The organism is Lysobacter sp. CCNWLW3 (assembly GCF_036697405.1).
Taxonomy (GTDB): Bacteria; Pseudomonadota; Gammaproteobacteria; order Xanthomonadales; family Xanthomonadaceae; genus Lysobacter.
On the sequence record NZ_JBAHWA010000001.1, the window covers coordinates 610,889 to 624,432 of the forward strand.

General features: G+C 67.1%; 6 protein-coding genes. 5 read left to right on the forward strand and 1 reads right to left on the reverse strand.

Annotated features, from left to right (window positions below; genetic code table 11):
• The first annotated feature begins 17 nt into the window (after positions 1–17).
• The 5 genes from V1318_RS02780 to V1318_RS02800 all read left to right on the forward strand — a co-directional run bounded on the left by V1318_RS02780 (position 18) and on the right by V1318_RS02800 (position 11,351).
• Positions 18–8,591 carry a glucoamylase family protein gene (locus V1318_RS02780; RefSeq protein ID WP_332937499.1) on the forward strand — a complete coding sequence of 2,858 codons (8,574 nt, stop codon included), beginning with the start codon at positions 18–20 and terminating at the stop codon, positions 8,589–8,591.
• Complete coding sequence (locus V1318_RS02785) at positions 8,588–8,845, forward strand: hypothetical protein (protein WP_332937500.1); 258 nt, start codon at positions 8,588–8,590, stop codon at positions 8,843–8,845. Before V1318_RS02780 ends, V1318_RS02785 begins: the two co-directional genes overlap by 4 nt.
• Before the next feature lie 190 nt (positions 8,846–9,035).
• Complete coding sequence (locus tag V1318_RS02790) at positions 9,036–9,653, forward strand: hypothetical protein (protein WP_332937501.1); 618 nt, start codon at positions 9,036–9,038, stop codon at positions 9,651–9,653.
• Positions 9,654–9,845: 192 nt separating this feature from the next.
• A complete protein-coding gene (locus tag V1318_RS02795; RefSeq protein ID WP_332937503.1) occupies positions 9,846–10,994 on the forward strand; it encodes an ATP-binding protein in 1,149 nt (382 codons plus the stop codon).
• A 117-nt stretch (positions 10,995–11,111) separates the two neighbouring features.
• Positions 11,112–11,351 carry a hypothetical protein gene (locus V1318_RS02800; protein ID WP_332937505.1) on the forward strand — a complete coding sequence of 80 codons (240 nt, stop codon included), beginning with the start codon at positions 11,112–11,114 and terminating at the stop codon, positions 11,349–11,351.
• A gap of 246 nt (positions 11,352–11,597) precedes the next feature.
• Here V1318_RS02800 and V1318_RS02805 read toward each other — a convergent pair whose 3' ends face one another.
• Positions 11,598–13,415, reverse strand: a complete 1,818-nt coding sequence (locus V1318_RS02805; protein ID WP_332937507.1) for a diguanylate cyclase — start codon at positions 13,413–13,415, stop codon at positions 11,598–11,600.
• Positions 13,416–13,544 lie beyond the last annotated feature (129 nt).

Consider the following 13,544-nt stretch of genomic DNA (forward strand, 5'->3'; position numbering starts at 1 on the left):
TGTTCAATGCCGAGCAGATGGAGTCGCACGGCAAACTGCTGGCACGCACCCATCGCGTGCATGCGCGTGCCGGGCCCGAACGGCTGCTGGACCGGCTGGAAGAGAACGAAGGGCTGCTCGACGATGCCTACACCCTGTTGACCCGGATGGTCCAGGACGACATGCGCATCACCCCGGCCGGCGAATGGCTGCTGGACAATTACTACCTGATCGAAGAACAGATCCACACGGCCCGCCGGCACCTTCCCAAAGGCTACAGTCGGCAGTTGCCCTCATTGAGCCAGGGCGCCTCGACCGGCCTGCCGCGCGTCTACGATCTGTCGCTGGAAGCCATCGCGCACGGCGACGGCCGCATCGACGGCGAAACCATCAGCCGCTTCGTCGCGGCCTATCAATCGATCACGCCGCTGAAGCTGGGCGAACTGTGGGCCATACCGATCATGTTGCGGCTGGCTCTGATCGACAACCTGCGGCGCATGGCGGTGCGGGTGATGCGCGATGGCGCCGACCATAGGCTCGCGAACGAATGGGCCAGTCTGCTGAACGAAACCGCCGCGGACAATCCCAAGAACGTGGTGCTGGCGGTGGCCGACATGGCGCGATCCGGACCGCCGCTATCCGGGGCCTTCGTCTCCGAGCTGACGCGCGGCTTGCAGGGCCGCGGCGCGGTGTTCTCGATGCCGATCACCTGGTTGGAACAGTGGGTCGTCGACGGCGGCCACAGCATCGAGGAGCTGGTGCACCTGGAAAGCCAGCAACAGGCCGCCGACCAGGTATCGATCAGCAACAGCATCGGCAGCCTGCGTTTTCTGGCCAATATGGATTGGCGCGAGTTCGTGGAGAACATGAGCGTGGTCGAGCGCCGTCTGCGCGAAGACCCGGTCGGCGTCTATGCCCTGATGGATTTCAACACCCGCGACAGCTACCGCCATGTGGTGGAGAAGATGGCGCGTCTCAGCGGCGCCAGCGAGCAGGAGGTCGTGGACATCGTGCTGCAGCTGGCCCGATCGGGCGCGGCGGCGGGCGCGGCCGGCGACAGCCAGGCGCACGTCGGCTATTACCTGGTCGACGACGGGGTGGCGCAAACCCGGGCCGCGGTGGCCGCATCGGGACCGTCGCGTCGGCCGATCCGTCTGCGCCCTGCGCGTATTCCCTTGCCTGCCTATCTGGCTCCGATCGCCGCGATCACCGCGCTGTTCGCCTGGGGCCTGTTGTCCGAGGGCTCGGGCATCCCCCCGGCAACGCCGCTGTGGCTGCTGGCGACGTTGGCGGTAGCGGCTTTCAGCGAGTTGGGCATCGCCCTGGTCAACTGGGCGGCCACCTTGCTGGTGGCGCCGCGGCCCCTGCCGCGAATGGATTTCTCCAAAGGCATTCCCGCCGATGCCCGGACCTTGGTGGTGGTGCCCAGCATGCTGGGCAGCGCCGATGGCGTGGACGGCCTGGTGGAGGGGCTGGAAGTGCGCTTCCTGGCCAATCGCGATCAGCACCTGCACTTCGCCCTATTGACCGATTTCCTCGATGCCGGCCAGCAAACCCTGCCCTCCGACGCGGTCCTGCTGGCGCGGGCCGCGCAACAGATCGAACTGCTCAATACCCGCTATGCCCCCGAAAGCGGCGACCTGTTCTTCCTGCTCCACCGCGCGCGCGAGTGGAATCCGCGCGAGGGCCGCTGGATGGGTCACGAACGCAAGCGCGGCAAGTTGGCCGCATTGAACCGATTGCTGCGCAGCGGTGCGCACGACGAATTCCTGCAGGTGAGCGGCAATACCGAAGTCCTCACCCAGGTGCGCTACGTGATCACCCTGGACACCGACACCCGCCTGCCGCGCGATGCCGCCCGCGAATTCGTCGGCACCCTGGCGCATCCGCTGAATCGCGCCCGCTTCGACAGCCGCCAGCGTCGGGTCGTGCGCGGCTACGGCATCCTGCAACCCAGCGTCGGCACCAGCCAGAGTGGGCGCCGCAACACGCGCTATGCGCGCATGTTCGGCAACGAACCGGGCATCGACCCGTACACCCGCACCGTGTCGGACGTGTATCAGGACCTGTTCGGCGAGGGCTCCTTCGTCGGCAAGGGCATCTACGACGTGGACGCGTTCGAGTCGGCGCTGGCGCAGCGTTTCCCGGACAACCGCATCCTAAGCCACGACCTGTTGGAAGGCTGCTACGCGCGTGCGGGCCTGGTCAGCGACGTGCGCCTGTTCGAGGACTACCCCTCGCGTTACGCGGCCGACGTGAAACGGCGCTACCGCTGGATACGCGGGGATTGGCAGCTGCTGCCCTGGCTGTTGCCCTGGGTGCCGCGCGCTCATGGCGGCTACGAGCGCAACCCCTTGTCGTGGCTGTCGCGCGGCAAGCTGCTGGACAACCTGCGCCGTAGCCTGGTGCCGGTGGCCGCCACGGCCCTGTTGCTGCTGGGCTGGCTGTTCTCGCCGCAGCCGCTGGCCTGGACGGCGTGGCTGATCGGCCTGTGGCTGTTGCCCGTATTGGTGCCGGCGCTGCGCGATGCCTTCGCCGTCCCGGTGGACATGCCGCTGGAGGCGCATCTGCTGCGTGTGGGCAAATCCACTTTGCGCCAGCTGCAGCGCGCCCTGGTCCAGATCGCCTGCCTACCCTACGAAGCCCTGCTGAGCCTGGGCGCGATCGCACGCACGCTATGGCGGCTGACGATCAGCCGCCGTCATCTGTTGCAATGGAATCCCTCCAGCGAGGTCGAACGCAGCCTGGGCAGCGGCATGAGCGCGGAACTGCGCGGCATGGCCGCGGCGCCATTGTTCGCCATCGCCGCGGCGATACTGCTTGCGATCGTCCAGCCGTCGGCGCTGTGGATAGCCGCGCCCTGGCTGGGCCTGTGGTTGCTGTCGCCGGCCCTCATGGCCTGGCTGGGCCAGCAGCCCGCACAGCACGACGCCGACCTGTCCGCTTCGCAGTTGGCGTTCCTGGGCCGCCTGGCGCGCCGCACCTGGGGCTTCTTCGAAACCTACGTCCGTGCCGAGGACCATTGGCTGCCACCGGACAACGTGCAGGAACATCCCGCCTTGGTGGTCGCGCGGCGCACCTCGCCGACCAACATCGGCCTGTCGCTGCTGGCCAACCTGTCGGCCTACGACTTCGGCTATCTGCAGATGGACCGCGCGATGGAACGCACGCGCCGCGTATTCGCCACCCTGGAAACGCTGCCGCGCCATCGCGGGCATTTCTACAACTGGTACGACACCGAGACGCTGCAACCGTTGCCGCCGCGCTACATTTCCACCGTCGACAGCGGCAACCTCGCCGGGCACCTGCTGACCCTGCGCCAGGGGCTGCTGGCGCTGGCCGACGAACCGGTGCTGGCGCCCGCCACCTTCGCGGGACTGGCCGATACGCTCGGCGTGCTGGAAGAAGGCCATCGCGCCGCGGGCCATACCGACGAAGCGCTCGGCCGCAGCCTGTCCGCCTTCCGCGACGCCCTCGATCCGGCGCTCGCGCGGGCGCCGGCGACGGTGCGCGAAGCGCTGGCCATGCTGACGCGGTTGAGCGCGCACGCCGACGACATCCTGGCCGCCTGGCCCGCGAGCGAGGATCCGAACGCAGCCCGTTGGGCCGCTGCCCTCGCCGATGCCTGCCGATCCGCGCAGGCCGAACTGCGGTTCTTCGGCCTGGGCCCGGCGCCGTCGGACGCGACCGATGCCGACGCGGCCGCCGACGAACGTATCCCCACCCTGCGCGAGTTGCAGTCGCGATCGTCCGACCCCGAGGCGCAGGCGCGCGCTCGCGCGCGCGTCCACGAACTGGAGCGGCTGGCGCATGTCGCCGGCCAGTTCTCGCTGATGGAGTACGAGTTCCTGTACGACCGCGCGCGCCACCTGCTGTCGATCGGCTACAACCTGGACGAACACCGCCTGGATACCGGCTACTACGACCTGCTGGCGTCGGAGGCGCGGCTGTGCAGCTTCGTGGCCATCGCCCAGGGCAAGCTTCCGCAGGAAAGCTGGTTCGCGCTCGGGCGCCTGCTGACCGAAGTCAACGGCGACGCCACGCTGCTGTCGTGGAGCGGCTCGATGTTCGAGTACCTGATGCCGCAACTGGTGATGCCCAGCTATCCGGATACCCTGCTCGACCAGACCTCGCGCCATGCGGTGGAGGCGCAGATCGCGCACGGCCTGGAGCGCGCGGTGCCCTGGGGCGTGTCCGAGTCCGGCTACAACACCGTCGATGCGCGCATGAACTATCAATACCGCGCGTTCGGCGTCCCCGGGCTCGGGCTCAAGCGCGGCCTGGGCCAGGACCTGGTGATCGCGCCCTACGCCAGCATGATGGCCTTGATGGTCGCGCCGGAAGCCGCCTGTCAGAACCTGCAGCACCTGACCGCCCTGGGCTTCGGCGGCGAACTCGGCTTGTACGAAGCCATCGACTACACCCCCGCGCGGGTGCCGCACGGCCAGGAATACGTGGTCGTGCGCTCCTTCATGGCCCACCATCAGGGCATGGGCTTGCTGGCCTTGGACCATTTGCTGCGCCAGCAACCGATGCAGCGGCGCTTCGTCGCCGACCCCGAGTTCCAGGCCACGCTGCTGCTGCTGCAGGAGCGCATCCCGCATACCGGCGTGTTCCATCCTCACGAAGCCGAGACCCTGGGCGCGCGCGCCAGCGTCGGCGAGACCGAAACCCAACTGCGCATCTTCCGCAATCCCGACACGACGCGCCCGGCCGTGCAACTGCTGTCGAACGGCCGCTACCACGGCTTGCTGACCAGCGCCGGCGGCGGCTACAGCCGGCAGCAGGAGATGGCGGTCACGCGCTGGCGCGAGGACGGCACCCGCGACCATTGGGGCAACTTCTGCTACCTGCGGGACGTCGACAGCGGCGAATTCTGGTCCGCCGCCCTGCAGCCGACCGGCGTTCCGGTGGAGCAGTACGAGGCGATCTTTTCCGATGCCAAGGCCGAGTTCCGCGGACGCAAGCGCGGCTACGACAGTCATCTGGAAATCGCGATCTCGGCCGAGGACGACATCGAGCTGCGCCGGCTGCGCCTGAGCAATCGCAGCCGGCACACGCGCACGATCGAGATCACCACCTATGCCGAAGTCGTGCTGGCCCCGGCCATCGCCGACGAGCTGCATCCGGCCTTCAGCAACCTGTTCGTGCAATCGGAGATCCTGAGGCCGAAACAGGCGCTGCTATGCACGCGGCGACCGCGTGCGCACGACGAAGTGCCGCCGTGGATGTTCCACCTGGTCGCGGTGCACGACGCCGACGTCGGCGCGATTTCCTACGAAACCGATCGTGCGCGTTTTCTGGGCCGCGGCAACACGCCGCGCACGCCGCGTGCGCTCTCGGCCGACGTAGCGCTGTCGGATTCCCAGGGTTCGGTGCTGGACCCGATCGTCGCCATCCGCTGCCGGATCGAGCTGGCGCCGCAGCAGACCGCGATGATCGACATGGTCTATGGCGTCGGCGCGGACCGGGACGCCTGCGTGGGACTGATCGAGAAATACCGCGACCGCCGCCTGGCCGACCGTGTGTTCGATCTGGCCTGGACCCACAGCCAGGTGGTGCGGCGCCAGATCAACGCCTCCCAGGCCGATGCCCAGCTGTACGAGCGCCTGGCCGGGTTGATCGTCTACGCCCACCCCCTGTTGCGCGCCGACCCGGACGTGCTGCTGCAGAATCAACGCGGCCAATCCGGCTTGTGGGGGCATGCGATCTCCGGCGATCTACCGATCGTGCTGCTGCAGATCTCCGATGCCGACAACATCGAACTGGTAAGGCAGATGGTGCAGGCGCACGCCTATTGGCGGCTCAAGGGTTTGCGTGCCGATCTGGTGATCTGGAACGAAAGCAAGGCCGGCTACCGCCAGCAGCTGCAGGACCAGATCCTGGGCATGGTCTCGGCCGATCCGGAAGCCAACCTATTGGACCGGCCCGGCGGCATCTTCGTGCGCCCGGCCCAACAGATGTCGCAGGAAGATCGCATCCTGCTGCAGTCGGTGGCGCGGGTTATCGTCAGCGATCAACGCGGCACCTTGGCCGCGCAAATCGGACGGCACGTGCCGCCCGAACGATCGGTGCCCGCGCTGCTGTCCGAAGCCGCCGAGGTGCCGCCCCCGGCAACGGACGCGAGCGCCGCTACCGGCCTGCCTCCGCCCCGGACCGACGCCAATGCGGAGGATGCCTGGCCGTTCGACGCGGTGAGCGAAGAATTCCAGTTCGACAACGGCACCGGTGCGTTCTCCGCCGATGGCCGCGAGTACGTAATCGTCTTGCGCGAGGGCGCGCCGACCCCCGCCCCTTGGTCCAACGTGATGGCCAACGCGAAACTCGGCACCGTGGTCAGCGAGAGTTCGCCGGGCTACACCTGGTTCGAGAACGCGCACGAGTTCCGCCTGACGCCCTGGCACAACGACCCGGTCGCGGACAGCGGCGGCGAGGCCTACTACCTGCGCGACGAGGACAGCGGGCGCCTGTGGTCGCCGATGCCGCTGCCCTGCCGCGGCCGCGGCGACTATCGGACCCGCCACGGCTTCGGCTACAGCGTCTACGAACACATCGAAGACGGCATCGCCAGCGAGCTATGGTTGTATGTGGACGTCGAGGAAGCGGTGAAGTTCTCGGTCTTGAAGCTGCGCAACCTGTCCGGCCGCGCACGCCGGCTGTCCGTTACCGGCTACGTGGAATGGGTGCTCGGCGACCTGCGGGCGAAATCGCAGATGCACGTGGTCAGCGAACTGCAGGCCGACAGCGGCCTGCTGACCGCGCGTAACCCGTACAACACCGAGTTCAACGGGCGCGTCGCCTTTTTCGACACCGATGCCAACGGCTGCAGCTACACCGCCGACCGCACCGAGTTCCTGGGCCGCAACGGCAGCCTCGGCGCCCCCGCGGCAATGCGACGCGAGCGCCTGTCGGGCCGGCTGGGGGTGGCCCTGGACCCCTGCGCCGCCATCCAGGTGCCGCTGAGCCTGGCCGACGGCGAGGAAACGGAAACGGTGTTCCGCCTGGGCATCGGCAAGGATCACGCCGAGGCCCTGAAACTGGCGACGCAACTGCGCGGCGCGCAGCGCGCCCACGACGCGCTGGACGCGGTGCGTATCCATTGGCACGGCCTGCTCTCGACCGTGCAAGTGAAAACCCCGGACCCCGGCGTCGATGCCCTGGCCAACGGCTGGCTGCTCTACCAGACCTTGGCCTGTCGCTACATGGCGCGCAGCGGCTATTACCAGTCCGGTGGCGCCTTCGGTTTCCGCGATCAGCTCCAGGACACCATGGCGACCGTGCATGCCAAGCCGGCGCTGACACGCGAACACCTGCTGCTGTGCGCGGCGCACCAGTTCCCGCATGGCGACGTGCTGCATTGGTGGCACCCGCCGCAGGGACGCGGCGTGCGCACGCGCTGCTCGGACGATTATCTGTGGCTGCCGGTGGCGGCCTGCCGCTACCTGGAGGTCACCGGCGATGCCAGCGTGCTGGACGAGAACGTGCGGTTCATCGAAGGGCGCCCGGTCAACCCCGACGAAGAGTCCTACTACGACATGCCGGTGGCGTCCTACCTGCAGCAGTCCTTCTACGATCACTGCGCACTCGCGCTGCGGCGCGGTTGCGGCCTGCTGGGCGAACGCGGCCTGCCGTTGATCGGCACGGGCGACTGGAACGACGGCATGAACCGGGTCGGCGACGCCGGGCGCGGCGAAAGCGTGTGGCTGGGCTTCTTTCTGTTCGACGCCCTGCGGCGTTTCGCGGACGTCGCCCAGGCGCGCAACGACGAGGCATTCGCCGAGTACTGCCGCGAACACGCGCAGCGCCTGCGCGATAACCTCGAAGCCCATGCTTGGGACGGGCAATGGTATCGCCGCGCCTGGTTCGACGACGGCTCGCCGCTGGGCTCCGCCCAGAGCGACGAATGCAGGATCGACTCCATTTCGCAAAGCTGGTCCGTGCTTTCCGGCGCAGCCGATCCGGTGCGCGCGCGCCAGGCCATGGATTCCCTCGACCAGCACCTGGTGCGGCGCGAAGCCGGGCTGATCCAGCTGCTGGAGCCGCCGTTCGACAAGACCGCCAAGGACCCGGGCTACATCCGCGGCTACGTGCCCGGCGTGCGCGAGAACGGCGGGCAGTACACGCATGCCGCGGTATGGGCGGCGATGGCGTTCGCCGCTCAGGGCGACGCGGCGCGGGCCTGGGACCTGGCCCATATGATCAATCCCATCCACCACGCCCTCAGCAGCGAGGACGCCGCGCGTTACAAGGTAGAACCCTACGTGCTGGCCGCCGACGTATACGGGGTGCCGCCGCATGTGGGGCGCGGCGGATGGACCTGGTACACCGGTTCCGCCGGCTGGATGTATCGCTTGTTGACCGAATCTCTGCTGGGCCTGCAGCGCAGCGGCGACCGTCTGTCCCTGAAACCCTGCCTGCCCGCCGGCTGGCCTGAATACCGGATGCAGTACCGCCATGGCACCAGCCTGTACTCGATCCTGGTACGGCAGCGCGATGCGGGGCCGGCACTGTTGCAATTGGACGGCGTCGAACAGCCGGATTTCGCGTTCGCGCTCGTCGACGACGGCGCCGTGCATCGGATCGAAGCTCACTGGCCGCGCTCGCCAGCATGAAAACGGGCCCGCAACTGGATGCGGAGCTAGACCATCTGGCGCGCATGCTGCCGCCCTGGCTGGAGAGGCTCCGTCATCCATCGCAGTTCTGGCCTCAGTTCGAGGCGCTGGCACGGGACATCCTCGCCCAGGCCGAACCTGACGATCGGCCGCATGTGAGACGGTGCCTGGAGGCCATGCTGATCGAGCACGGCATGCCGGGCGGACGCTACCGCGAGCACGAACATCGGGCACCCCCGTCCACCTCGGACTGACCAGCGAGCCGCCAGATTTCCAGCGCGCTCGACTGCAGATTCTTCCGTCCGGAAACTGGACGCAGAATGCTTAACGATTCATCAAGAATGGAGCGCGCATTCAGGGCGAAAATTCACGTTTTCAACATCCGACGGCTCTTAATTTCCTACGCCTGATCGCGTCGAAGGACGCTGCATATCGGAGAGGAACATGGCCAAGAAGACGCAAGATTCCGCGCAGCTCAAGGAACTGCTCTACCAGGCTTTGGAGACCGAACTGGGCGGTATTCAGGTGTATGAAACCGCCGTCCGCTGCGCGGTCAACGACGAGCTCCGCAATGAGTGGACGGAGTATCTCGAGCAGACCCGGACCCACCGCAAGGTGCTGCTGAACGTATTCGAATCCCTGGGCCTGGATCCGGATGCTTCCACTCCCGGGCGGGATGTGGTCGCGCATATCGGCAAGGCCCTGGTCCAGGCGATGGAAATGGCCCTGGCCGCAGGCGACCCGGCCGCCGCCGAGCTTGTGGCCGGCGAATGCGTGGTCCTGGCGGAAACCAAGGATCACCTGAACTGGGAACTCATCGGCCACGTGGCGAAGAACGGCAAGGGGCCGGCGATCGAAGTCCTGCAAGCCGCGTTCGACGCGGTCGAGCAGGACGAAGACCATCACCTCTATCACACTCACGGCTGGACCCGGGAGCTGTGGATCCAGTCGCTCGGCTTCCCGGCCGTGCTTCCGCCCCCGGAGGAGATCAAACAGGTCGAAACCGCCATCGGCGCATCCCGCGCCGAGCAGGCGCGAGATCGCATGCTGAAGAAGCATTGATGGCGGCGCAGCACGCGCCCTGCATTCTGCCCGCCCGCGGAAACCGAAAACTCCGGCGCACCTGCACGAGTCGGGGCCGACGCACTGTCATTTGCTCCAGACCGGGCCCCGGCCCGGTCCGGGCCTGATGTGACAGATCATTAACAATCCCAAGCGTAGCGTCGGCCATCCGTTCGCTCGCAAACGCAGGCCATGCTCGCGCACACCAGTCCCTCGATTCGAGCGTTCGAAGACGGCGATCAATTCAGGCTGCTGGTCCAAAGCGTGTTCGATTACGCCATCTATCTGCTCGACCCGGATGGATACATCTGCAACTGGAACGAAGGCGGGCGCCGGATCAAGGGCTACGACGACAAGGAAATCATAGGCCAGCACTTTTCGCGCTTCTACGTGCAGACCGACCAGGACGCCGGCGAGCCCGAGTACGGGCTGCGCATGGCGCGCGAGAACGGGCGCTACGAAAAGGAAGGCTGGCGCCTGCGCAAGGACGGAGCCCGGTTCTGGGCCAGCGTGGTGATCGACCCGATCTTCAAGGACGGGCAATTGATCGGTTACGCAAAAGTGACCCGCGACATCACCGAGCGCCACGAGTCGGCGCTGCGGCTGGCCGAAGCGCAGAGCGCGCTGTTGCAGGCCAAGAAAACCGAGGCCATCGGCAAACTGACGCTGGGCCTGTCGCACGATTTCAACAACATACTCGGCGTGATCGTCAACAGCCTGGACCTGATCAGCGCCCATCGCGAAGACGAACAACGGGTGAGCCGCTTGGTCGATGGCGCCATCCGCGCCGCCGACCGCGGCATGCTGCTGACGCGGCAACTGCTGAGTTTCGCCCGCGGCCAGGCCCTTGCGCCGGAAACCCTGGAGATCAACCAGCTGGTGCAGGGCATGCGCGAACTGCTTACGCGCGCCTGCGGCCCGAACATCAACTTCCGGTTCTCGCTGGCCGACGGTCTGCCCAGGGTCCGAGTCGACCCGACCCAGCTGGAAGCGGCGCTGTTGAACCTGGTCGTCAACAGCCGCGATGCGCTGGTCGACGGCGGCATCATCCAGGTCGCCACGGACGCCACCGCAAACCGACCGCTCGAGCTGAACTCGAAGGAAGAAGACTTCGTGCGCATCAGCGTGACCGACAACGGGCCGGGGATGAGCGAAGAGATCCTGCAACAGGCCGTGCAGCCTTTCTTCACCACCAAGGAAGTCGGCCGCGGCAGCGGATTGGGCTTGAGCCAGGCCTTCGGTTTCACGGCGCAATCCGGAGGCTATCTGCACATCGACAGCGAGCCCGGCCGCGGTACGCGCGTATCGCTGTGCTTTCCAGCCATGGGGAACAATGCATGACCTCGCCCTGCATCTTGATCGTGGAAGACGACGACTTGCTGCGCGACCTGGTGGTCGAAGCGCTGGAGGACATCCACTACCGCCCTGTCCGCCTGCGATGGGCCGCAAGCCCTGGAAATGATCGAAGCCCACGCCGGGATCGACGTGATATTCAGCGATGTCAGCATGCCCAAGGGAGTGTCCGGCATCGACCTGGCGCACACCATGCGGGAACGCCGGCCCGAAACGCGCTTCATCCTCTCCTCCGGCTACGCCAAGTCGCAGCTGCCGCCGATTCCCGAGGGCGTGTCGTTCCTGCCGAAGCCCTATCGCATCGTGCAGCTGCTGGCCTTGCTGGAATCGACGCGAGCGCGCTGAAGCCGCAGGGAATCGCGACAGGACATCGCCGACTTCGCGCGGCGCCTCCTGCAGCAGGGGGTGCAGATCGATCGCTTCACAGGCCAGGCTGGCGGGCGACAGCGAAGATACCGCCAGGGTCTGATGGCCGGCGAGATGACGACTGAACCGTTCCAGGTATCGGCCGCGGCGAGCGTTCGGCCAGGACGTCCACGCACCGTGCGATGGATTTCGGCGCCGCAAGGGTCAGGCCTTGCGATGCGCTCGTCAGCTCATCGAAGAGGATTCGACCACCGCCTGCACGCGGTAGGTGTTGCGCCCCGCTTTCTTGGCCTCGTAGAGCGCTGCGTCCGCCACCGACATCAGGCTGGTGGCGTCCGTGGGCAGGCTCGAATATGCGATACCGATGCTGGTCGTAACGTCCAGGGACCGGCCTTCGATGTCGATTCGGCCATGCATCGCCTTGATCAGCTTTCGCGCCATCGCCTCCGCGGCCTCGGGCAGCATCGCGTCCTCGATGATCACCACGAACTCGTCGCCGCCCAGGCGCGCGACCAGATCGGTCCTGCGCACGCTGTCGAGCAGGCGGCGCGCGAAAATGCGCAGGACCTGGTCGCCGGCGGCATGGCCCTGACCGTCGTTGATGCGCTTGAAATGATCGATATCCAGGTACATCAGGGCGATCGGGAAACCCTGGCGCCGCATCCGCAGTAAGCTCAGCGACAGGCATTCGTCGAACTGGCGCCGGTTCGCCACGTCGGTGAGCGTGTCGACGCGGGCCAGGCGTTCCAGTTCCAGTCGGCTTTCCTCCAGCGCCTGCTCGGCCACCACGCGCCGGGTCACGTCGCGGCCGGCGTAGATGATGTCCTGTTCGCCGGCCCGGTCCTCGCTGGGAATCGGCCGCGTGACCGCTTCCACCCAGACGTAGTGCCCGTCCTTGTGACGCACGCGGTAGACCGCGGTCTTGGCCCGCCCTGAAGCCAATACTTCCTCCATGGCGCGGATCTGGTGCTCGCGATCCTCCGGATGCACCAGATCCCAGCGCGTGCCCAGCATTTCCTCGGGCGACCAGCCCAGGATGTCCTGGGCCGAAGGCGATACGTACAGCCGTTCGCCGTCGGCGCGCATGCGCACGATCACGTCGTGGGAGTAATCGGCCAGCATCCGATAGCGGTGCTCGCTTTCGCGCACCCGCGCGGTCAGCCGTTTGCGTTCGGCCATGGCCAGGGCGACCGGGATGGTCATCAGGCAGCCGCCGGCGATATACAGCTGCAACAGCGCGATGCGGCCGCCGGTGCCGATGTCCTGCACCAGCCACAAGGGCCCTCGCCCCATGGCCGTGGCGACGCTGCCGACGACGGTCAGCAGGATCACGCCCATGGCCACGCCCGCGAAACGGTGCCGGAACGCGCCCAGCAGCAGCGGCGGATAGGCCATGAACAGCACCGGATAACGCGAATGGAAGACCGCGATGCTGATGCCCGCCAGCAGTAGCATGCTGACGAAGAACGACCCGCGACGCCCCCGCGCGCCCACGAAATCCAGGCCTTCGCGCAGCACCACCAGGGTGGAAGTGGCGATGATCACCATGCCGACCACGTGCGATGCGAACCAGCCGATGAAGTTCATCGCCAGCGAGCTTCCGTACATGGCCGAGGTGATCCAGGCCCCCAGCGCGCCGGATATCGCGCAGGCCACCAGCGTGCTGGCGGTGGCGATGCCGCCCAGACTGATCCAGCGCTTGGGATCGCCCACGTCCGGCACCAGGCGCCTGACCACGCCTGCGACGATCATTACCTCCACCAGATTGCTGGCGCCCAGGGCCGCCGCATGCAGACTCGAATAGCCGGTCAACAGGTGCGCGGCGATATCGGCCGCCAGCCCCGCCAGCACATAGCCGGGCCAAGTCCAAGTCGGCCTGGACAACAGCCAGCCCGTGAAGATTCCGTTGCCTATCCAGATCGCGGCCAACTCGCCCGGGCCGCGGGCCAGCTTGAGCGACAGCCAAGCGGTGAGCCCGATCAGCAGCGCCATCGACGATCGGTCGATCCAGGGCCGTTGCGGCGACGCCGAGAAACTATTCACGTCGGTCTCTCATCCGGAGAGCTGTATCCAGCCTAGTCCAGTCGGCGTGACGATGAGTGAAACCGCCGCGCCCGGCGCCCGGCTCGCGTCTTTCACGCGACGCGCGGCCATGGCGCGCACGAATCTGTG